Below are 22802 nucleotides of genomic sequence, written 5' to 3'. Positions count from 1 at the left end.
TCACCTCAACTTCTCACTGCCGTCCGCTCCCAATTTTCGTGATACCAGTCAATAACCGCATCACGAGGGAATTTATCGCGTCTTCCTTCGATTCGCGGAAAATCCTTGTGACAGTTAAACCGCTCATCAAATGTCCCTGTATCTCTCGTCCCCAAGAGCATTTCTGAGCATTGGGATTTGTTTAACTCCATCGGATAACGCCTCTTTTCATCAGTCACGACGTGCATGACTTTCAAGGCTCTATCCATCAAACCAGCCTCAAACTGGTCTAACAGTTGATTCATTAGCTCATTCATGATATAATCCTCTTGTATTTTATTTATTTCAAAGCCTGATTGCCGTCAGGCTTTTTCTGTTTCTGACCAATAGTCTGTCAGATTAACTGCCATGACAGCTGCAAGGTTCTTTTGTTCAGTCAGGATTTGCCGCTTGTACGGTGCCAGCCCATCATCACGCTCTGCTGCTGTTTTTGGCAGATAGTAGCCATTTGGCTTTCGTTTCTTGGCAACGATTGGATGATGAAAGTTGACTCGCAAGCTCTCGATCACTTCTTCTAGCTTTCGCTTTGAAAGACCTGTGCTTATTCTTAATTCGCTTGCTTGAATTGGAAGGTCAAAAGTTGCACTGTTTTTAATAGTATTAAGAACAGTGATTTCAATTGGCAACATTTCTCTAGTTACAGTCATTCATCTAAATTCCTTTCTGTGATATAATTAAATTAAATAATTAAGGGGATAATAGTATGATCAAATGGCTAGAAATATTTAACACTCTTACAGCTCCGATTGGATTATTTTTGACTATCTATACTTTCAGAGTAGCTTTTATAACTCGTGGAAAATTAGAAGAGGCGCAAGAAGTTAGCCTGTTTCATCAAGAAAATGACTACTATCTCGGTCAGATGGAAGCTATCAAAGCTCTCATTGATAACATTGACGACAGACAATCAGCTATCCCTGAAAAAATTTTTGTTCAACTGTATAAATTAATGTCAAAATTTGAAAGTAACTTTCCATATTTGACAAAACACAACAAGTTGATTGCCGAACCACTTAATAAATATAAAGAGATAAAAAATGAAAGAGAAGTCAAATACGCAGACTTTGTAGATATTTTTAATGATCTAGAAAGCATGTTTTCAAACCGAAAGGACTTAAAGTAATGGAAAATCTAATTGATGAACTTTGCACACTAACTATTAAGCACGATCTTAAATGGGACACTATAGATCACCTAATCATTGACGGACAGCCATACTACCAGAAATTCCAACACATCCTTGCTGATAAATCTTTTTTTACATCCTACAAAGATCAGACCATCATCGTACTTTATGGTGAAGTACGTGATTTTCTACGCCAACGAACTGTTTCAAATTTTTTCCTTCAAACATATGTAAATGGTCAAATTAAGCGACTAGAGTTCCCGGAAGTTGAAATTGTCAAACTCCACACACTCATCTCACTATCGCTTTAAATCATCCCAATAAAACCTGATTACTCTGTTTAACAATTTATGTTCACGTAAATTTCGACGGACGATAACCAAATTTGTCACGATTACAGCGATATTGAAAATAAAAATGATAATAGCCATCACTCTTCCTCCAAATCTACCCAGCTGTCAGAAATTCGCAGCACATCACAAACTCGATTTTTGAGTTTATCACTGCCTTTCCCATACCTTAGCAGCTCTGAAATAGTTGGTTTTTTGACTCCACAAGCTCGCGCTAAATGAGTTTGCGTCATATTTTCTTCATTCAGCTTGTCTTTGACAAGTTGAATCCATTTTTTATGTTGTTGGCTCATAATTTTCCTTTCTTGATTTTGATATAATTGACTTATCATCACGGAAAGGAGGATAAGTCATGAATAAATTAGACAATAGCAAACTAACGAACGATGCAAAGTTTTTGATTTCTTCTATGTACGCTGAATACATTAAGAGAAGAAGGGAACAAATTCGTAAATCTCAAGCCAGAAACTTCCACAGCATTGATTTTCTTAAAACTAACATCATGCCTGAATGGTCAAAAGAAGATATACTAGATACCTGTTTTGAACTAAGAAAATATGGTTATATTGAAGGAACTCTAGCAGATAATAGTTTTTACACACTCTACATCACGACAGAAGCAATTTCTGAACTTGAAACTGATTTCAAAGATACGATTGACACCGTTCTTGATTATGCTGCCAAGATTAAAAACGCTATTCCTTTTCTTTGATTCCAAAGGGATTAGCCTTTAATTCATGCAATGTTGATTCAATTTGGTCTAAATGTTGTTTCAGTTCTTCCCTTGCTACCCTCGATGCCTTGAATTCAGTTGCAATGATTTCAAGGCTTTTTGCTATCCGTTCAAAGATAGATTTCATTATTCTTCCTCCTTTTTAAAAAATTAACTAAAAAGTTAGCGAACTTATTGACAAACTTAGTCAAATGTTTTAAAATTAGAACATAGAGAAAAGACTTACTAAAATGTAAGGTTGACCTATAAAAACGACGCCAATCAATTTTTTAAGGCTTTATTTTTTAGTTGTCTTGTTCGCTAACTCTTTAGCTTACGAATATAATTTTAAAACATTTGACTAAGATTGTCAACAGTTTTATACAAATATTTTAAAATATTTTTTCGTGTTGCTTAGAAAGGTTGATAATTCAATGTTTGTAGCATTCGATAAAATAAAAGAATTAGCTGATAAACAAGGGATTTCTATAAATGTTTTAGAAGAAAAGCTAGGATATGGAACAAATACTCTTTATCGCTTAAAAAGAAGTAATCCTAGTTCTAAAGTATTGAGAGAAATCGCTGATTATTTCGGTGTATCTACCGATTATCTTTTAGGTAGGACGGATAATCCAGCTATTGCTGGTGAACCAGAAAAATTTTACTTTGAAGGTCAAGAGGTCGATGTTGAGCAATTAGCCAGCACCGCCATGCGATTCAACGGCAAGCCATTGACTGATCAAGATAAAAAATCCATACAAAGTATTATAGAGGCCTTCCTACGAAGTCAGGGAGATGCTAATGAATAAACAAAAAATTCATCTATTTATTGATGATTCTGGAAGACTTGAAAAAAACTCTAACTACTTTGTCTATGCAGGTCACTGTTTTATTGGAGACTCTCCAAAAAATAAAGCTAAAGGACGGTACAAAAAACTAGTGCACCAGATAGCTGAAGCTAATAACTTCGAGTTTGAATTAAAAGCTTCCAATCTCGAAAACATAAACCACCGCTCTTCTCTCTATCGTATCTTACAAAATGAAATCAGCTTTGATGTCAGTATGAAAGTTTCAAATCTAAAAGAATATATACTCGCTGATAAAAAATCTAGACAACGATTTAAAGACTATGCGATTAGACGAGTTGTAAAAAAGCTATTTCAACATCTAATAACTCAAAACCTAATTGACCCAAATCAAGATATTGAACTACATATCAATATTGATCAACAAGGCTTTGCAACAAATGGACTTTATGGACTAGGGGATGGAGTATTTGAAGAGTTGCATGAGGGGATTTATAATTTCAATTACGGAAAATTCTATTCCCCTATCCTGAACGCTGACTTTTCTGTCTATACTCGCTCTTGTGTATCAGAAAATGACTATCTCATACAAGCAGCCGATATTCTCGCAAATAGAGTATCGAACTCATATGTCCATAATAGGTTACCATTACGAACAATACCAAACCATATTCACTTATGGTTACCTTAGAAATAAAAAAAGTTAGCGAACTAGTTGACAAAAGACCTTCAAGTGTTGTACAATTTATTTACAGGTTGAAAAACACTGTTAAATCAAGTGGGTAAGAGATTGATTAATTAAGCGTATGTGAAGTACGTCTCCCCATTTGGAAAGGTCTTGTTATCATGACAAGACCTTTTTTGATTATCTAAGCAATAAAGGATGATGCTTATGACAGAGAAAGAGCTTTTTCAAGAGTTCGGAATTAGAATTTCTGTTTTTGATAATGAGATACATAATGCAGATAGTGACGAAGCTTTCTATATTTCTGCATTAAAGACAATGTTTATTAGCTCCAAAATCCCACCAGAAGATAGAATTAAGATTACATTACACGAGCTAGGTCATAAGGACCAACTAACACATCTCTACTCAATTTTTAGAGAAAAATATGAAGCTCAGGCTAATAGAAATATGATCCGATATCTCATGAAAGCGGAATTAGATGAATTTGAGGAAAAAGAACAATTCAACTACCTCACTTTTATGCAAAAATACAAATTAAAAACCATCGCTGATGAAGCAATGATTAAAGAAGAATACTTGAATTTAATTAGTTAAAAAATGTGCAACCACTGAACCACACTAAAAGCTGAGGAGGTTTATTTATGCAGCAAGAAAGCAAAGCTTTAGGTATTTTAGCCATTGTCTTTGGAGCAATCGCTTTGGTCGGATCATGGATTCCAATCATTAACAATCTATCGTTTTTAATCGGGATTCTGGCTCTTATCCTTGGTGTTGTCGGGTTGATTGTCAATCGGAAAAAACAGAAAACCTTGGCTATTATTGGCTCTGTCATTTCTATTCTGTCTCTTATTATCGTTCTTGTTACTCAATCATTCTACTCTCATGCACTCAACGAAACGAGCAAGAACCTGGAATCTGTTGCAAGTTCTGTCAGCTCATCTATTGAGTCGTCACAAAAGGGAGAGGACGCAAAGTTTACATGGACAAAAGAACAATTTGATGCCCTTCAGGAAGGTGACATCACAAACAATGGTGCTGGTGGGACGAATTACGAGGATGTCATCCGCGATCACGGAGCTCCATCCGACGAAAACACCACTACTATCAGCGACTACGAAAGCAAAACAATCACATATACATCTACAGGAAGCAAATTTCAAACTGTCATTCTTACTTTCGCAAAGCAAGAAGATGGATCTTTCCTTTTGACGGTTAAGGTTTCAAACGGTCTAGATTAAAAAAATCCCCACGCTGCCGACCAAAGCAAGGCGTGAGGACTAACTTAGTGTAGTAAAAAGGCATTCAAAAGCCTCTTTTACTATCCCCATTTTAGCAGAAAATGAGGTAAAAAACAAGATGGCATATTTTAGAAAAAGAGAAAACGGCTGGGAATATCGCATCTCTTATAAAACCCCTGACGGCAAGTATAAGCAGAAATCAAAATCAGGCTTTAAGACTAAAGCTCTAGCTAATCAAGCAGCTATAGAAGCTGAGAGAAAAATCCAGAAGAATATTATTATTGACGAAAATCAAACTTTGGCTAAGTACTATGATAATTGGGCGAAAATCCACAAAAAGCCAAATGTTACAACGATTACCTGGAAAAAATATAAATATACTGGAGATAAGATTAAAAAATATTTTAAAGATATTAAGCTGCATCAGGTCACGAATAGTATGTATCAGGAAGTTTTAAACGAGTTTTCAAGCACGCATTCCCAAGAAACTGTGGAAAAATTTCATTGTCATCTAAAGGCAGCTATAAAGATGGCTGTTTACGAGGGCATCCTAGATAGAAATTTTTGCGATTTTGCTCGGATTCGGTCGCACGTTGGCAAAACTCCAACAGAAGCTAAATTTCTCGAAGAAGAAGAATATTTGAATCTCATCCACCAAACAAGTCTACATATCAACTATCACTCATACTTCATTCTCTATCTCATTGCAGTCACAGGAATGAGATTTGCGGAAGCCGTCGGTCTTACCTGGTCTGACATCGATTTTGATAATAAACTTATCGATGTTAACAAGACATATTCTTATAATGCAACTTTCGACTTTGCCCCTACAAAAAATAAAAGCTCTATCCGTAAAATCCCGATAGACGATCTCACAGTCCAGTTTTTAAAAACTTATCAAGAAAAATATGCTGTCCCTGACAAACAAGGTAGAATATTTAACGCTGTATCAAATACGGCCGCAAATAAGACGATTAAGAAGATTGTTGGTAGAAATGTCCACGTCCACTCTTTGAGACACACATACGCCTCTTATTTGATCTCTCAGGGAGTTGATTTAATATCAATCTCACAATTACTTGGACATGAGAACCTAAATATCACATTAAAAGTCTATGCGCACCAACTAGACAAACTGAAAGATAAGAACCACAACCTCATCAGAAATATTTTTGAAAAATTTGGGGCGGATTTGGGGCAAACATAACAAAACCCCTTGTAAATCAAGGGTTTTCTCTGTATATTTATGCCGATTGCAGGGCTTGAACCTGTGACCTACGCGTTACGAGTGCGTTGCTCTACCAACTGAGCTAAATCGGCGATTACCCTTTTAGTATAGCACTCTGAGAATAGATGTCAAGAAATTTTTATCTCCATTAGAAAAAGCCTGTCCTGAGACAAGGCTTTTACATATATCTCTTTAAAATCTCGGATTTTCATAGAAATCTAAATACTATATTTATAAATCAATATTTTCACAAAACTATGTCATCACCTCACTATCTAATCTCAGTACATAAACCATTATTTTCTATAACTTTGTCTCAATCTTGATTTTTTTCTTCAATCCAAGAAAAGCTCCTACTATAAACATTATTCCGGCAGCTAATAGCGTCTGGACTCCACTTGCTGTTCCGGTTTTTGGCAACTCATTAGGATTGTTAATAGTTGATTTACTATTGGTGTCTGTATTTTTATTAGTTACGTTCCCTTGTTCATTTAGATAAACGTTCTTGTTAATTTCAAAGTTTTTATCATTTTCATCAGAAACAATACTGTTGACATCATTAGTTGAATCAGATTGTGTTTTTTCTTTCTTTTTCGATAAATCAAAAGTAGGTTTATTTTCCTCCTCCTTTTTCTCCTCTATTTTCTTGAATACAGGTTTTATAAGGGTATCTTTTGATAGATTGATAACATAGCCAGCATCTTTTTTCCCTTCGACACCAGAAATTTCCCAGCCATCAAATTGATATCCTTTTTCTAATTCACCCTTATAGACAGGTAAAATGAAATCTTCTTCCGACACTATCGTTGAACTCATTTCTTTTCCATTTTGAATGGTCACAGTCACCGTATGAGGTTTTAATTCGCTTACCTCTCCCGTATCTTTGTTTAAAATGAATTCTTTTACAGTCGTATTTCTTGCGAAATCTTTTACAACAATCTTAATATTTAGTGTCTTATCCGTTAGTTGTTTAATATCATCCAATGATTTGTATTCTTTTCCATTTACATAAATATGTTGTTCTTGAATCTCACCATCGAATCCATTATTTCTCTTATCATTGATGTTAAAGACTACAGATTTTCCGTTAGCATATTCGATACTAGTATTTCCCTTAGGATCAATGTTTACTTCTGGTTTAACATTATCATATAAAAATTGATAGTGTACACCAACCGCTTTCGCATTCAAATCGCTATATCCAGTTTGAAGATAAACATTTCCATCCATATCTGTTACCTTATCTGGAAATCCGTTTGCTTTATAGTCTTTCATTCCCCAGTCCATGATGTCACCGTCTTTAACATTAAGTTTAATGTTAAAATCTCTAGTGTTATCAATGTGTAAATCTCCGTAGATTAAATAATTATCTACAACCGATTCATTAACTCTCAACTCCCAGTTAAAACCACCCTTATCAGAAATCTTACCTCTTAAATAAAATTCTGGATTTCGTACATAAATTTTATTAGATTTAGATGGATTAAAGTAGTTCTTGTCCATTGAAAGGTTTACTGGTTTTGCATCAATAAATAACATAGAGCCATCTTCTTTTATAGCTTCTACATTGGACTTATCCTCTCCAGTGTACTCTTTACCATCCTTACCAAATAATACAAGTTTAGAAGGATCTGTTACAAGATTTCCATCCTTATCTATTGCTTCCCCTTTATCATTCATTTTAAATGTAAACACTTGATACCTTACAATGTTAAAGCCGTCCAAAGCCGACATTAATACTGATTGAGTACTTCTTCCATCTTCAACATTTCTACTATCAGCATAAATTATTTTTTCTGAAAGGACTCTTATATTAGGATTGGCCTTTTGTATTTTTGCTATATCTTCCTTGCTATAGACCCCATTTCCTTCTAACATATCTGTTTTTCCAGGATTATAGGTAGTCACTTTTAGTGCATAGCCTTTTCTTAGAATGATGTTATCCTTTAACAGATATTGTTGTTTTTCTGAATCAGAGTAGATTTTACCAGATTCCATTTCAGTTAAATTGTTTGGTTTATTTTTTGAAAGATCTCCTTCCCCTAATTCTATGACATTCCCATAACTTGATGCATAGGGATATTCTGTTTTAGTTTCCTTATTTTTTTCAGGCATTCTAATTTTAGTCTCAGCTTTTATCCGATCATCATCTTTAACAAAGAATCTCATATCTCCTGCAAAAGCTAATCCATCCACAATATCATTAATATTAGCGTATAAATCAAATGTCATCGTTTTTGAGTGGGAATCATACTTGGTCGTTTTGATTTCTATCGTTTTATAGTTATTTCCATAGTATACCTTGGCATTTTTAGAAACGTTACTTATCTTTCCAAGAATTTCAAAGTGTCCATCTTTAGACGGGCTTAGTACACCATAAATTTTTGATTTTATTTCGTCAAGTTTTTCAGTTTCATATTGTAAGGCACTACCATCGTCATAAGCAATGATATTTCCCTTATCATCGTATTTATAATCGTATTCCTCTATTCTCTTACCAGTTTCACTTGTAAAGTCATCAACTTCTCTAAATTTCTTTTTAATGAGTTTCTTTAAGTCTTTACTTTCAAAATCTCTAATTGTTGAAATAGCTTTATTGATAGTAAAAGTAGATTTTTCTTCGGTAGCCTCTTCATTTTCATGATGATGATGTTCTACCTCAGTTGTATCTTTGTTTAGGCTATCATCTTTAACATTTTTTAAATTCTTAAATTTAGATTCAGGAATTTCTCCAAGTTTTTGATATTTAGATGAATCTTGATCCGGATCTACTAAATAATAGGAAATCATGCCCTTTTCATCAGCATGATCAGCAAATTTAATTCTATGAATCTTTGTGAAATTGCTAGAGCCATCTAATGCAATTACTTCAATGATTTTTCCTCTTAAATCTCCTGCACCACTAATTTCATAAATGGTATTTCCGTCTTTGTCAAGTTTTCTATTTCTTCCTTGACCCTCACCTGCATAAGTTACTTCAAGATTTTTCTCAACCTCTCCATCTTCATTAACAAGAGCGGCGCCAGCGTACCAAACTTCGTTTGCAATCTCATCAAATTTTTCAGGATGTTCTTTTTGATCTCTAGCAAATAAAGTTTCATTCTTGTATTGCTCTTTTACCTTGTGATAAGTATCCTTTGTAATCAACTTAATTTTTTCAGGATTTGAAAAATCAACCGAAACAATCTTAGGGGCTGTGTTATCAATTTTTACAGGAATATAGGAAACCTGCCATGGGTAATCCTTAGTTAATCTATATTTAAATTTATAGAAATATTGACCTTCTGCAATTGGTTCAAATTGACCTCTTATCCTAGTAGCTGGATCTTGGTTATCGTTACTTTCTGGTGCATTTTCTTCTCTACCTCTAGGGTTATAAATGAGTCCATCCCATTTCAAGTCACCCCAAACTTTTAGCTTAGAAGATTTAATGCCCTTTGCATCATTTCTTTTAGAGTTTAAAATTCCTTTAATAAAGTGTTCTCTCGAGATGACTTTTAAGTCTCTTTGATTTTCTCCCTCTTTATTTGTATTTACTATTGAAATCAATCCTTCTTCTGCACTTCTTAATACAAGTGGTGAAGGTGTTAATCCTCTTTCAAGTTGAGCATCTTGAGGATTTCCATTTGAATCTAAAGGATAAATGTTAGCAATCTTAGAACCACTTGATGATGGTGCGTTGATTCCTTCGTTATTGAAAGCAAATAATTCTGGATTTTGATCTAGGGATGTTCTATTTTTATCTTTTCTATTTTGTATAACTCCTGCTGGATTAAATTTATCTATACCATGTTCTCCACCAATCCCCTTATTTAAGGTACCTGGAATTTTTGGTTTACCATCATCATCATAACCTTCCATTGTTTTTGATTTTGATCCTTCTTCCCAAGCCCATTTATCAAGTATTGGTTCGTGGTTCCAATTCCCAGCAAATCCCATTAGAGGCATCGACAAAGAAGGTTGGAAGTTTATTTTCTTACCGTTGGAGTTTAGAGCTTCCATTTCTTCCACTGACTCAAAATGAATAAATGATTCTACAAATTTATTTTTGTTTTTAGCCTCCCCAACATTTATAACCGCATTTAAATCAAAGCTAGAATTTGGTCCTATAGTGAAAGTATCATGCTCAAATGTGATATTTGCACCTTTGACTTTTTCTGGGTGAATTTCTGGAACAATTTGCTTCCCTTCTGGAGATTTTTCGTCTTTGTATGTTTCATCCAGTTTTAGTCTGTCAGTTAGAGCATCTGTAGTTACCGCTGATGCTGAAACTTTAAAGGTCAAAGGTCTGTTGGATGTATTGTGAAGCTTAATTGTAAAGTATTTTTTATCTCCTTTTATTTCTTTAAGAGAAATAGAACCATAAGAGTTTACCAAACCTTTAGAATCCGTGTTTTTGAAAGTCGCGACGACTTCATTTCTCAAAGCATTGGCAACATTAATTAGCCCTGCTCCCTGTTGTCTAGGTGATGCAAAGTATTGACTTTTTTCTTTCCAAGAAGTCGCATCCATCATAGGGCGTGCAGTATTTTGTAGAGCTATTTTGGTAAGACTTGTAAGGTCTATCTTGTCATCTCCCTTAAGATTTTTCAATACAGGTCTTTCAATCATTTCCTTTAACTTCGGTCTAATCAAAACAGTAGAAGCTGCTACGATTGGAGTCGCCATACTAGTTCCTGACATATAGCCATAAGTTGATTTACCATTAATGACATTGAGAGTAGATTTAATATTTTTACCGGGTGCTGAAACATCAGGTTTTAAAAGTAAATCTGTTCTCGGTCCCCAAGATGTAGACCCTGCTGGAACGATGATATCTTCTTTATACAGTTCTTTGTCTGTGTCAGATGCAAATTTAAAGTCAATCTCTTTTTCGTCACCTACATTCGGTTTATTAGAATTATAGCTTGCCATATCAATTGGATAGTATTGCTCCAATTTATCTTTAAAATCTTCTTTATTATTCCTTTTGACTTCAGTTTTTTTATCAGGATTAATCATATTCCATAGCTTTACACCATCATCTCCTGAAATTGAAAATACTTGACTTTTAGTCCCTTCATCCGCTTCATATCCCATTGCTGGAAGCTCTGTCCAATTATCTCTATTGTAGTAATTTACAGTATTTACAACCATAATGGCACGTGCGCCTTTATCCGTAGCTCTTTTAAAAGCATCTTTTAAATCCTTGGTATAAATTCGATCCATTACTGCAATTTTGCCCTTAAGATCCAATCCTATCAAATCTTTGTCTTGACCTTTGCCTATATATACAAATTTTAATTTATTTGGAGCTTTTGACCCATCCTCATTTGTCAGGATTTTATTTTTATCAAAAAAAGCCCCTATATTTCTGTATTTAAAACTTTGTCCTCCAATGTTAACCTTATCAAACTCAACGGTTTGATTTTTAGCAGAAGCAACTGCTATCGCATCTTCATGTGCTGCAGTTCGTGTTACATTTCCAGTATCTGTCATTTTCAGATTATTATTGGCTACTAAATCCCAAGAAGAACTTGAAGCAGAAGTCGCATAGTTACCCGTAGCTACAACCATTGGAATGCCTGCTTTTCTTAATGCTCTAATGGCTTGCCAATATTTCTCACCTACAAGACCGGTTCCTGTAAAGCCAGATGATACCGAAACAACATCGACATTGTGTTTGATTGAATCTTCAATAGCATGAAACATTGTTTCATCCCCTGCGAAGCCAGATCCTGCGTCAGAGTACATTTTATAAGAGAAAATTTGTGCATTAGGCGCAATTCCATCTATTCCATTAAAGTTCTTGATGTCTTTTTCAGTATCATTTCCCGCTAGAATCCCTGCAATATGCATCCCATGTGGATCAAAATAATCGGCACCATCATCAGTTTTTTCTACTGTAATTTTCCCACCATTATAATAATTAAACGCATGAGGGATTTTGTCACTCAACCAATAATTTTTATCAGTACCTTTTAAGTCTTCTTTTTTAAATCTCATTGAGTCTTTGGCATCATCATCGATTCTCATAGCCTTATGCCTATAATCTGTCCCGGTATCGATATTTGAAATGACCATACCTCTACCATCAAAATTTTTACCAAATGGAGCATTAATAGACTTTAGGTAATCGATAGCCTCTTCAACTCCAATTTCCTTTCTGGCATGATTCATCATTGGTTGGACCTTTTGTGATCGTTCAATTGATGAAATACCTTCTATTTGTTTAATTTTGTCCAAGTTATCTGGAGTTGTTTCAATAGCACTACCGTCAAAAATTCTATCATAAGTATATAAAACTTTTGTATTCTTAAGATTTGATAGTTCCTTGATCGCTTTTTCTCTAGATTCTTTATCTTTAAATTCAGCAATATAGACAATTTTATCTTCTTTTTTCGGATTCTCTGTGTCTTTATTTACAAATGAATCTGCACGTTCTCTTTTGGTTTGATCGAAATCTTCTTCTTTGATTTTGGCTTCTTCATTACTAGTTTTATTATCTATCTCAAGATTTTTACTAACAACTTCCTTTTCCTCAATAACTGTTGTTTTTTTCTCTTCAGTATCCTTTGAAGTTTCTATAGCATTATGAATATCTTCATGTTTCTCTTTATTATCTATCTCAAGATTTTTACTAACAACTTCCTTTTCCTCAATAACTGTTGTTTTTTTCTCTTCAGTATCCTTTGAAGTTTCTATAGCATTATGAATATCTTCATGTTTCTCTTTATTTTCTGTTTCCTTATCTACTACTACTTTTTCTTTATCAGAGATATTTAAAGCATCTTCAGAGCTAGATGTGTCTGCTAACACTACCTCATTGGGGACATATGCTGCTAAAATAACTGCAGCTGCAGTTAATGACAATACCGTACTTTTTTTCATTTTAATTCCTTACATATTTATTTAACTTCCAATAGATAGAAAACTTTAACTTTGCTAGCCTTTGTTATAAAAAGTTTTATGAAGTATTATCTAGTGGGATAGAGTAGTACATTTATATATAATTGATAGCTCTCTGAAAAATAGTATATCATTTAAAAAATTTAAGTCAAGAAAAATTAATACTGCTTAATTTTTTTTTTAATCCGTGTTAACAAAAAATCTAGTCAATAAATTTTGTAGTTAACTGGGTACAGTATAAACTCATTCGTACCATCAAAAATATTATCAATCGACTTGAATAACTACCGAAATCTCAAAAGTGGGGGAACTGATACAATTTATGCCTCAATAAACATGCAAAAACAACCGCAATAATTTTCAACGGTTGTTTTTTAACATATTTAATTTTTAACTCTCATCCTATTTAACTCTTACGATCCAGCACTTTCATAGGCGTCCAAACCCCTGTCCCATAGTTTCAAAGAAATGATAAAGAAGACAAGGGAAATCAGAATCAAACCACCAATGTTAAAGAGCCCGTCTTTGTCCTGCAAGAAATAGCTGGCAGGATAGTAGGCGGTAAAAGCAAAAGGAACGATAAAGCTAATCAACCAGCGAAGAAGCGAATTGTAAATGGAAATCGGATACTTTGCAAAGTCATTAAACATATAAAAAATGTAAATCATGGCTCCTGATTGCTTGGTCCAAAAAGCGATACTGGCAGTCGCGATTTTCAAGGAAGTATAAATCAAGGTCGCAAAAGGAATACAGACTAGGAAAAGCAAAAATTTGGGAAGTGTCCAAGCAATACTAGTGACTGTTGTTCCCAGTAGGATGCCACCGACCAAGAGTTCGCCCAAGGCATCAATCTGAAAGGTCTCAACTAGGATATGAAAGAGAGGATTGATGGGACGAGTCAGATATTTGTCAAACTCACCTTTTCGCACCAAGCGCTGACCTAGAGCCCAAAGATTGTCAAAAAAGAGATGATCCAATCCCTTGGGAATCAAGGAAAAACCATAGATAAATGCAATCTCCTGAAAGGTCCAGCCTTCTAGCGATGGAATGTGTTGAAAGAGCACGTTGAGAAACAAGAGGTTCAAGCCTTGGGTCAGGAAAACACCTAACACACCAACCACAAAATCGACCTTGTATTCCATGATTTGCTTGATGTATTGTCTGATAAAAATCAGATGCATACGCTGATATTTTTTCATACTAACCTCCTTGAATGGTGATAAATGACTGGACTCGTTTCCAAATCAACTGAGACAAGCCAAGCATCACTAAGAGCCAGAAGAACTGTAGCAAAAGCGCTTGAAGAATCTGACTGGCATCGTATTTCCCAACAATGATCATGACTGGAGTATAAATCAAGGACGAAAAAGGCAAGAAGGAGAGAATGTCTGAAACGATTTTAGGAAAGAAAGCCAGTGGAATCAAACTTCCAGACATAAAGGCAACTATGGAAGTCTTGAGTAGATTGGAACCCCATAGATTTTTAAACACAAAGGCTGAAAATCCAAAACAGATATTAAAGAAAAAGTTAATCAGGTAGGCTAGCGTTAAGCTAAAGAAATATAGGACGGTTAATCCCAGAACTTCTAAAATGCCTTGCCCAGAGAGGATTTTCATCAAAACAATCACACTTAAGAAAGGAAGTCCAACGCTGACAAAAATCAACCACTTGGAACCAAGCTCGGTGAAGAGATAAGAGGCCGCAAAATGAACTGGTCTCAGCAAGCGCATGATAATGGAGCCATCCTTGACCTCCTCTCCAATCATAAAAGAACTATCAGACCTAGTCAAAAGATTAGTCACAAAACTCATGATGATATAGAGGGTGATATCCGCCATACTGAAGCCCTGAATCAAAGACTCTTGCGACGAATCAAAGACTGCCTTCCAAAGATAAAAAGCAACAAAGGCCCCCATGACATCGCCAATCCGATAGAGAATAAAGTTGACTCGATAGGTAATCAACTCCTGAATCCCTGCATTGATAAAGGGTTTATAACGTCTCCACAATTTGACCATCTTAGAGCTCCTTTCGGTAGAAGCGACGGATAATATCCTCAATATCCGTATCCACTATCTTCAAATCGCGAATCTCAAAATCAGACAAGGTTTGCTTGATAATATCAGCCGACTGGTAGTGGGAACTATCGAATTCAATATTAAGGCTGTTTCCTTGTCTATCAATGGTCATATCCGAAAAGCTTTCATAGTGAGAAACTAGATAACTTTGACCTGGTACCAGTTCAAAGGAAAGAGTCTTCATCTTGCCAAAGGTCTCCTTGAGCTGGCTCACCGTTCCATCAAAAATCTCCTGCCCCTTGTCAATCATAAAAATCCGATCACAAAGTTGCTCAATATCACTCAAGTCATGAGTGGTCAAGAGAATGGTTGTTGCTTCCTCTTGATTGATCTGAGTAATGGCCCGACGAATGTTATCCTTGACCGACACATCCAAACCAATGGTCGGCTCATCTAAAAAGAGAACTTTAGGATTGTGGAGCAAGGAAGCCGCAATGTCCGCACGCATCCGTTGCCCAAGTGAAAGAGTTCGCACGGGGTCCTTGATAAATTCCTTCAAATCCAAGACCTCATTCAAAAAGTCCATGCGCTTATGAAAGAGCGAGTCTGGCACATCGTAAATCTCTTTCAAGACCGTGTAGGTCTCTTGTAGAGCCAAATCCCACCATAACTGGGTGCGTTGTCCGAAGACCACTCCAATATCCTTGACATAATCTTGGCGATTATCCTGAGGAATCTTGCCATTGATCCGACAATAGCCCGATGTCGGCTTTAAAATTCCTGTCAACATTTTGATGGTTGTCGACTTCCCAGCACCATTTGCCCCGATAAATCCTAAAATCTGCCCTTTTGGAACTGCAAAAGTCAAATCCTTGACCGCTTCAAAGGTCTGCTTTTCAGGATGAATAAAGGAGCGCAAAGCTCCCTTCAAACCCGGTTCCTTAACAGTCTTTACAAAATTTTTCTGAAGATGTTCCACTTCTATCATTGCCATATCTATCTCCCTATCGCAAGGAATAGCAACATTGTATTTTTAACTACAAATATTCTAAATCCTTACTTTCTACACCTTCTACATTTTATTCTTACAGAAGGCTTTATACCAACCTATTATAGTCCAATAAAAAATTGAATGCAAGCGTTTGCCTATAGATTATGAAATTAGAGATTTCTCTCCTAAAATAATACTTTTAATCAAAAATTCTGGTTTAATAGTTTTCTTAAAACACCAAAAAACCCACCCTTACGGGCAGGTTTCTGTTTTGTATATAGCCTGATTAAGCTTTACCTTCTGAACCAAATACGTCAATACGTTCTTCAACAGCTGCTGTAATAGCTTCGAAACCTGGTTTCAAGAATTTACGTGGGTCGAAGAGTTTCTTCTTGTCGTATTCTGCTTCGTTTGCATCGTATTCACGTACAAATTGACGAGTTGCGTTTGCAAATGCGATTTGGCATTCAGTGTTTACGTTGACTTTCGCAACACCAAGTTTGATCGCTGCTTGGATTTGGTCATCAGGAATACCTGAACCACCGTGCAATACAATTGGGAAGCCAGGAAGAGCTTCTGTCAATTTCTTCAAGTGGTCAAGGTCAAGACCTTCCCAGTTTGCTGGGTAAGGGCCGTGGATGTTACCGATACCTGCTGCCAAGAAGTCAATTCCAGTTTCAACCATTGCTTTAGCATCTTCGATTGGAGCCAATTCACCTCTACCGATGATACCGTCTTCTTCACCACCGATAGTACCAACTTCAGCTTCCACTGAGATACCTTTAGCGTGTGCTTTTTCAACAACTTCCTTAGCCAACTTAAGGTTTTCTTCTACTGGAAGGTGTGAACCGTCAAACATGATAGAAGTATAGCCAACTTCAATACATTCAAGCGCATCTTCGTAGTGACCGTGGTCCAAGTGAATTGCAACTGGTACAGTAATACCCATTGATTCTACAAGGTTTTCAATGAGAGATTTACATACCTTGTATCCACCCATGTACTTAGCAGCACCCATAGAAGTTTGGATCAAAACTGGAGCTTTTTTAGCTTCTGCCGCGCGCAGGATAGCTTGAGTCCACTCAAGGTTGTTTGTGTTGAATCCACCAACTGCGTAACCATTGTCACGAGCTGCTTGGACAAATTTTTCTGCTGAAACGATTGCCATTGTTATCAGGCCTCCTCTTATTTTTTGTGGATTAAACCACTTACATTGTTTATTTTATCACTTTTTCAAGGAAAATGCTAGTTTTTCCTGAAATTTTAAGTAAATATAAAAGAGACGCCATTTCATATAAACATTTTATCAATCAACCTGTATTGGAATTCGCCCAAAATTCTGTTCCATAAATGCCGGATTGCCCAGCTGATAAACCTTGTCAGCTTGCTGGGTCACACTGTCCCATGGCTCTTTTCCAATTCGACTGACGAGTTCAACATTTCCCTTAAGCTTGGACAAATGCTGGCGCCCCTGCTCGGAAAATCCTAAAATATGGATTCCTGATGGAAGGTCTTCTTGTCTAGCTCCGACCAGGATATAGGTCAACAGACGCCGAACCCGAGCCTTGGTATAGCGCTTGGTCGCCACCTGCTCAACTAGCTCCTCTATGGTCTCACTGCTTTTCAGGGCCTCTTTAATCCGAACAGCCAACTCCTGATTGACCTGATAAAAGTCCGTCAAGTCCGGACAAGTCGTGATTTGGTAACGAAGATAAGGAAAGAGGTCCGACCAAGTCACCTTGGGTGCCGTCTCAAGCAGCTTATAACTTGGAGTGAATTTTTTCAAAAAGTCTGGCTGATCCAGATTCTGACGAAGGGCAGTTGCGGAAGCAAATTCCTGATTAGCTGATAAGGAATGATAGCCAGCTCCCTGACGTTGAATCGGGCACAGTTTTATAGCCTTTCCCGCCACAGCCTTGGCATAGGCCAAGCCCAAGATATGGTTAGGCGTAGAGCCTGAGAAATTGAGCCCTGCAAACTCCTGCCACATGGCCTGAGTCTTCTGGGGATAGGATAGGGAATCAGGCAGACCAGCCAGATAAGCCTCCATCTGCTCTGCCTTCTCGCCATAGATCCTCGAAATACTCTCATAGTCCAGCACTTCCTCGGTTCCAAAAGTCAGCTGATCAATACCTAACTTCTCTAAGATGTCCACTGCCCCCTTAGCGAAAAAATCTGCCGCCTGAACACTGACCAAGAAAGGCAGCTCAAGGACCAAATCCGCTCCAGCTTCTAAAGCCATCTGAGCTCGAGTCCACTTGTCCACGATAGCCGGCTCCCCCCGCTGAACAAAGTTGCCACTCATAGCGATAATTTTCAGGCCAGAAGATTGATCCAGCAGGTATTTGTGGCCATTATGAAAAGGATTAAACTCTGCGATAATACCTGTGATGGTCATGATGTTCTCCTACTTCTTTAATATCAAATTGAATCAATTATATTCTGTAGACTCCGTTTTTTAGTGGTTGTTTCCTCAATGAATTTAATTGACCATTCTTTTAAGTAATTGTGTCTACGAAAATACCAGCCATTTACCCACTTATTAATTAAATTTTTTTCGACCTCAGTCAATCGATTATAATATTTTCTTTTATCTATCTCCCAATTCGATACTATACTTGCCTCTAATTTTTCAATGCTTTCGTAATCGCTTATTGACAAAATATCAACCCCTATGTTATCAAATATTAAAAATTGCAAACTAAAGTAAAAGTGAACTTCCTTTGTTAGTAAAAAGTGCAGTTCTAATTTGTTTTCTCTACTATCTTTTCTACAGATAAAGTAATTGAAACACGTAACAATTTTCTCTGTGATATCCCCCATTCTTCTATACTTTTCATCCATACTTTCTATGATTGGAATACATAAATTTTTGAAAGTTCTTTCTTTCTGTATTGTGAAAAGTGCATTCATAAAAGTTCTATGAGCTGTAATATTATTTCTATCTGCTTCAGACCACTTAATTAGTATCTGTTTTTGGAGTTTATCATCTAGCTGATTGACACCTACTGCAGCAAAGTATTCTTGGAACGAACGATGAGAGAACTTTAAACTAATCCCTTCTTGGAGCATCATGCAAGCACTATGAGTCGCATCATAAACTATATCATTCGTCTTTAATTCAAGGTTATTTTTTAAACAATATTTAGTAATTATTTCATCAAGTGTAGTTCTATCGAAATCTACTTTCCCTTCAAAGAATGTTTTTAAACCAATGTAGGCTAATATATTTCGAAATTCCTCAGGGGTTAATTTTGCTTTTAGTTCTCTTTTGTATCCTGATTTAGAAGCATCATGTCTTTGGTACAATGTATAAAAGGCCTGATTATAAAAATCAGTTAAATTATTTGGAATAGAAGCACCAGCTTCGTAAGTCATTAACATAATCGTTAATAGGAGTGGGATAGAAGCAAAAGATTCATGAGTATCATATAAATGAACCTTTAATTCTCTGTAAAAACGCTTTTTTACTTTCTCATCATAATTCAGCTTATTGATTAAAGCTAGTGCCTGCACCTTATCCATTTTACTAATTTCATACTCAATAAATTGATTCCATCCGATAAATTCCTCAGACGGTCTTGAAGATAAAACATACCGATTTTCATTGTATAAAGTTACAAACTCTTTAATCTCTCTATCTAACCACGAACGTTTTGACGGATTTACTTCATCCAATCCGTCGAAAATTATTGTATACCTTCCAGCATTTAAAGTCACCTCAAAATATTGCTTTTCTAAATCTAAATGATGGTTTCGAATCTCCTGATAAATAAAATCAATTAACCTGTTGTCCAAAAACTCAAAATCATTAAGAGATTTTAACTCAATAAATATTGGAATTGATGTAGCTTGTTGTATTTGGTTGATAAAAATATGTTTTACAAGCATTGATTTACCAATCCCACCAGTTCCTGTCAAAATAATATTAGACGACTTATTAAAAATCTGCTCAGTATTATCAGTTTCTAGCTTTTCTAAACCAGCGCTACTCAAATAAACATGTTCATAAAAATCATATATAAACTTACCTTCGTTTTTATAAAGCAATGTTTTAACTTTAGAATATTTATCATAAGTAAATTTTAAATAGTTCTGATAAACAACACCTAACTCTTCTTCTGTTTTAAACTGTAAGTCCTTATAAATTTGCTTTAACTTTTGATAAATTTTGGGTATATTGGTAATTACTTCTTTTTCAATAATATCACTAAATGGTACTGGTATACTCATTTTTCCTTACCTCCTAAGCATAAGATTAACAATATTTGATTTACTTCTCACACACAAAAAACCAACGTTTGCTTTCCTTTTTCGGTGCTTGGTCTTCAAAGTCCGCGTAAACCTTGACATTCTTAAAGCCAGCCTGCTCCAGCAAGATATCATAGGTCAGAATCTCATAGGTCCGCTCCTCATGCACCTCATCATGGCGCGTGAAGCGACCATCCTCATCTTGGACAAAGAAGGTCAGCTCATGCACGATAGAATGAGGCGGTTCGTCCGCATAAGAATCCCAGACCATGGCAAAGGTTTCAGCATTTTCATGATAAGAATAGCCTGGAAAGACCTCGTCAATCTGGTAAATCGAGTGCACGTCAAAGATAAAGCGACCGCCCTCATTTAGATGCTGGTAAACCTCAGTAAACACCTGACCGACATCGACTTCGTCCTCCATATAGCAAATCGAGTCCGAATAACAAGTCACCAAATCAAACTGACCGACGCCACTCAAATCCAGCATATTGCCCTGGATAAAGGGAATGTCCAAACCGGCCTCTCTGCTGCGCTTCTCTGCCAAATCCAGCATTTCCTGACTCAGATCCAGCCCTGTCACCTCGAAACCCGCCTGCTTAAAATAAATAGACTGAATGCCCGTACCACAGGCCAACTCCAGCAGCTTTTTCTTATCCTTGGGAAAATGACGTAAGCTGAAATCCGTCCACTTCTCATACAAAGAATCATCCATAATCGCATCGTAAACCGATGCGAAGGTTTCATAAGTTGCCATACTTTTCCTTTCAAAAATAGCCCAGCCAGCAGGCTGACTGAGCCGAATTCTGCTTTCTTGCCTAAGGGCAAAAAATCACTTGTTTTTTTCTTCCAATAAGGCCGCAACATCCACGCCTGTCGCTTCGTGCCAGAGTTTTTCCAGATTGTAATGCGCTCGCATTTCCTCAGAAAAAACATGGACAACGATGCCGCCCAAGTCTAAGAGCACCCAGCCACCTGCTGCGTCGCCCTCAACATGACCAGCAGAAACTCCAGCCGCTGCAGCTTTCTCACGGATATTTCCAGCCACCGCATCCAGCTGACGGCTGTTCATAGAGCTAACGATAACAAAGTAGTCTGTTACCGTAGTCAGTCCTTGCAAATCCAAGGCCACAATATCTTCTGCACGTTTTTCATCGGCCGCCTTCACGACCAGTTCCAATAATTCTTGTTCTTTCATAGTTCCTCTTTAATTTTCTTTTATTTCCTTCAAATATCCTACAAAGGCATTGTAGGTCTCCAAGGTCTGGGGATAGATAGACATCCCCTTATGGGCTAGATGCTCCACCGTCCTTGCTGTTTCATAGGCCACAGCTAGATTTAGCGACTGCTGAGCCAGCTCTCTAGCCTTGTCCACTCCCGGAAAGTCCCGGTTGTGCTCAATGTAGTCAGCGACATAGACCACCTTGTCCAGCTCAGACATGGTGCTACTGCCCACTGTATGAATCTCAATGGCTCGCAGGATCTCTGCATCTTCGATGCCTAGGTCTTCCTGAATCTTGTAAATGCCCACCATACCATGCCAGACATTATTGCCCCAGTTTTTCAGCTCAGGATCCAGCTGGTATTTGTCAATCAAGGCCAGAAATTCCTCATCCGAGACCTTTTTAGCATAGTCATGTAGAAGCCCTGCCAGACCTGCTTTTTCGACATCAAGACCGAAGCGCTCCGCTAATTCACGCGCCGCTTTTTCCACACCTAGACAATGCCGCAGGCGTTTCTCGGGCATGACTGTTTCCATCTTAGCCAGCAAGGTCTCACGGCCCATACTGATATAGCTTTCATAGGTCATAGGTAAAGCCCTTCTTTCTCGATATAGTCTAAGACTGGCTGAGGCAGCAGGAAATTAGGAGTCCGGCCCTGAGCCAGAAAATCCCGTACCATACTGGAGGAAATATCCATAAGCGGCACATCCACCCAGATGACAGGGTAAGAAGTCCCCGCCTTGTAGCGCGGCCGCTGAACACCGACAAACTGAACCAGCTCAACCAACTCATCAATCCGGTACCACTTAGGCAGATAATCCACCATATCCGCACCGATGATAAAGTAATAATCTGTATCTGGATGCTGCTCCGTCAGCAGCTTCATGGTGTCGTAGCTGTAACTGATTCCCTTGCGCTCCAGTTCAATGGTTTCAATCCCTAAACCTTCAATACCCTCGATAGCCAGCTCCAGCATCTTTAGCCGATGCTTTTCATCGATGGTTTCTTTCTTATCCATATGAGGTGGCTCGTACTCTGGCATGAGTAGAACCTGATCCAAGCCCAACTGTTGGCGGACTTGATCCGCCACGACCAAATGAGCATGGTGGACAGGGTTGAAATTCCCGCCTAAAATGCCAATCTGCTTGCGTTTCTTATCTTTAACTTCTGGTTCTAAATCCACCTTAGTAAAGGGGGTCAGTAATTCAATAGCCATAGGCTGACATCTCCACAGAAATTTTTC

General features: G+C 37.0%; 23 protein-coding genes and 1 tRNA gene. 8 read left to right on the top strand and 16 right to left on the bottom strand.

Annotated elements, in window-relative coordinates:
* Positions 1 to 5 precede the first annotated feature (5 nt).
* Together FZ952_RS03155 and FZ952_RS03150 are read right to left on the bottom strand one after the other, a co-directional pair.
* Entirely contained in the window at positions 6 to 296 is a 291-nt protein-coding gene (locus FZ952_RS03155; protein WP_048765939.1) for a hypothetical protein, read from the bottom strand.
* Between the two features lie 45 nt (positions 297 to 341).
* Positions 342 to 686: a hypothetical protein gene (locus FZ952_RS03150; RefSeq protein WP_148880566.1), complete on the bottom strand. Its 345-nt coding sequence runs from the start codon at positions 684 to 686 to the stop codon at positions 342 to 344.
* A gap of 56 nt (positions 687 to 742) precedes the next feature.
* On the opposite strand from FZ952_RS03150, the gene FZ952_RS03145 reads away from it, so the two are divergent.
* Both FZ952_RS03145 and FZ952_RS03140 read left to right on the top strand, forming a co-directional pair.
* Positions 743 to 1162: a hypothetical protein gene (locus FZ952_RS03145; protein WP_148880565.1), complete on the top strand. Its 420-nt coding sequence runs from the start codon at positions 743 to 745 to the stop codon at positions 1160 to 1162.
* Positions 1162 to 1476, top strand: a complete 315-nt coding sequence (locus FZ952_RS03140) for a hypothetical protein (RefSeq protein WP_039677520.1) — start codon at positions 1162 to 1164, stop codon at positions 1474 to 1476. Before FZ952_RS03145 ends, FZ952_RS03140 begins: the two co-directional genes overlap by 1 nt.
* A gap of 119 nt (positions 1477 to 1595) precedes the next feature.
* On the opposite strand, the gene FZ952_RS03135 is transcribed toward FZ952_RS03140, so the two are convergent.
* Positions 1596 to 1808: a helix-turn-helix domain-containing protein gene (locus tag FZ952_RS03135; RefSeq protein WP_039677521.1), complete on the bottom strand. Its 213-nt coding sequence runs from the start codon at positions 1806 to 1808 to the stop codon at positions 1596 to 1598.
* Positions 1809 to 1867: 59 nt separating this feature from the next.
* Between FZ952_RS03135 and FZ952_RS03130 the strand changes: the two genes are divergently transcribed.
* Positions 1868 to 2227: a hypothetical protein gene (locus tag FZ952_RS03130; RefSeq protein WP_039677522.1), complete on the top strand. Its 360-nt coding sequence runs from the start codon at positions 1868 to 1870 to the stop codon at positions 2225 to 2227.
* On the opposite strand, the gene FZ952_RS11550 is transcribed toward FZ952_RS03130, so the two are convergent.
* Positions 2211 to 2375, bottom strand: a complete 165-nt coding sequence (locus tag FZ952_RS11550) for a hypothetical protein (protein ID WP_187423857.1) — start codon at positions 2373 to 2375, stop codon at positions 2211 to 2213. The two genes, FZ952_RS03130 and FZ952_RS11550, sit on opposite strands and share 17 nt — an antisense overlap.
* Positions 2376 to 2661: 286 nt before the next feature.
* Here FZ952_RS11550 and FZ952_RS03125 point away from each other — a divergent pair, with 286 nt between their 5' ends.
* From FZ952_RS03125 to FZ952_RS03105, 5 genes are all read left to right on the top strand, one after another.
* Positions 2662 to 3036 (top strand): helix-turn-helix domain-containing protein, encoded by a 375-nt coding sequence (locus tag FZ952_RS03125; protein WP_039677523.1) that lies wholly within the window; start codon positions 2662 to 2664, stop codon positions 3034 to 3036.
* Entirely contained in the window at positions 3029 to 3724 is a 696-nt protein-coding gene (locus FZ952_RS03120) for a DUF3800 domain-containing protein (RefSeq protein WP_148880564.1), read from the top strand. The genes FZ952_RS03125 and FZ952_RS03120 overlap by 8 nt, the downstream gene beginning before the upstream one ends.
* Positions 3725 to 3925: 201 nt before the next feature.
* Positions 3926 to 4315, top strand: coding sequence for an ImmA/IrrE family metallo-endopeptidase (locus FZ952_RS03115; protein ID WP_148880563.1), 390 nt, complete (start codon positions 3926 to 3928; stop codon positions 4313 to 4315).
* Between the two features lie 47 nt (positions 4316 to 4362).
* Positions 4363 to 4959: a CD20-like domain-containing protein gene (locus FZ952_RS03110; RefSeq protein WP_148880562.1), complete on the top strand. Its 597-nt coding sequence runs from the start codon at positions 4363 to 4365 to the stop codon at positions 4957 to 4959.
* Between the two features lie 118 nt (positions 4960 to 5077).
* Positions 5078 to 6166 (top strand): site-specific integrase, encoded by a 1089-nt coding sequence (locus tag FZ952_RS03105; RefSeq protein WP_148880561.1) that lies wholly within the window; start codon positions 5078 to 5080, stop codon positions 6164 to 6166.
* A gap of 40 nt (positions 6167 to 6206) precedes the next feature.
* On the opposite strand, the gene FZ952_RS03100 is transcribed toward FZ952_RS03105, so the two are convergent.
* The 12 genes from FZ952_RS03100 to FZ952_RS03040 all read right to left on the bottom strand — a co-directional run bounded on the left by FZ952_RS03100 (position 6207) and on the right by FZ952_RS03040 (position 22775).
* A tRNA-Thr gene (locus FZ952_RS03100) sits at positions 6207 to 6279 on the bottom strand.
* 211 nt (positions 6280 to 6490) lie between these two features.
* Positions 6491 to 13057 carry a S8 family serine peptidase gene (locus FZ952_RS03095; RefSeq protein ID WP_148880560.1) on the bottom strand — a complete coding sequence of 2189 codons (6567 nt, stop codon included), beginning with the start codon at positions 13055 to 13057 and terminating at the stop codon, positions 6491 to 6493.
* A gap of 431 nt (positions 13058 to 13488) precedes the next feature.
* Positions 13489 to 14274, bottom strand: coding sequence for an ABC transporter permease (locus FZ952_RS03090; RefSeq protein ID WP_148880559.1), 786 nt, complete (start codon positions 14272 to 14274; stop codon positions 13489 to 13491).
* 1 nt (position 14275) lies between these two features.
* Positions 14276 to 15094: an ABC transporter permease gene (locus tag FZ952_RS03085; protein ID WP_148880558.1), complete on the bottom strand. Its 819-nt coding sequence runs from the start codon at positions 15092 to 15094 to the stop codon at positions 14276 to 14278.
* 1 nt (position 15095) lies between these two features.
* Positions 15096 to 16088 carry an ATP-binding cassette domain-containing protein gene (locus FZ952_RS03080; RefSeq protein WP_148880557.1) on the bottom strand — a complete coding sequence of 331 codons (993 nt, stop codon included), beginning with the start codon at positions 16086 to 16088 and terminating at the stop codon, positions 15096 to 15098.
* A 283-nt stretch (positions 16089 to 16371) separates the two neighbouring features.
* The gene (locus FZ952_RS03070; protein WP_148880555.1) at positions 16372 to 17253 is read right to left on the bottom strand and encodes a class II fructose-bisphosphate aldolase; all 882 of its coding nucleotides are present in this window, start codon (positions 17251 to 17253) and stop codon (positions 16372 to 16374) included.
* Positions 17254 to 17391: 138 nt separating this feature from the next.
* On the bottom strand, positions 17392 to 18483 hold the full coding sequence (locus FZ952_RS03065) for a nucleotidyltransferase (protein WP_148880554.1): 1092 nt from the start codon (positions 18481 to 18483) through the stop codon (positions 17392 to 17394).
* Between the two features lie 23 nt (positions 18484 to 18506).
* Positions 18507 to 20318, bottom strand: a complete 1812-nt coding sequence (locus FZ952_RS03060; protein ID WP_148880553.1) for an NACHT domain-containing protein — start codon at positions 20316 to 20318, stop codon at positions 18507 to 18509.
* A gap of 40 nt (positions 20319 to 20358) precedes the next feature.
* Positions 20359 to 21093, bottom strand: a complete 735-nt coding sequence (locus tag FZ952_RS03055) for a class I SAM-dependent DNA methyltransferase (protein ID WP_148880552.1) — start codon at positions 21091 to 21093, stop codon at positions 20359 to 20361.
* A 75-nt stretch (positions 21094 to 21168) separates the two neighbouring features.
* Positions 21169 to 21534 (bottom strand): ribosome silencing factor, encoded by a 366-nt coding sequence (rsfS, locus tag FZ952_RS03050; protein WP_148880551.1) that lies wholly within the window; start codon positions 21532 to 21534, stop codon positions 21169 to 21171.
* Between the two features lie 9 nt (positions 21535 to 21543).
* On the bottom strand, positions 21544 to 22146 hold the full coding sequence (gene yqeK, locus FZ952_RS03045; RefSeq protein ID WP_148880550.1) for a bis(5'-nucleosyl)-tetraphosphatase (symmetrical) YqeK: 603 nt from the start codon (positions 22144 to 22146) through the stop codon (positions 21544 to 21546).
* On the bottom strand, positions 22143 to 22775 hold the full coding sequence (locus tag FZ952_RS03040) for a nicotinate-nucleotide adenylyltransferase (protein WP_148880549.1): 633 nt from the start codon (positions 22773 to 22775) through the stop codon (positions 22143 to 22145). Before FZ952_RS03040 ends, yqeK begins: the two co-directional genes overlap by 4 nt.
* Between the last annotated feature and the right edge of the window lie 27 nt (positions 22776 to 22802).

It is taken from the genome of Streptococcus sp. Marseille-P7376, assembly GCF_902460385.1.
GTDB classification, from domain to species: Bacteria; Bacillota; Bacilli; order Lactobacillales; family Streptococcaceae; genus Streptococcus; species Streptococcus sinensis.
The sequence above is the reverse complement of the archived record's forward strand: the minus strand, read 5'-3'. Positions and strand labels throughout refer to the sequence as shown.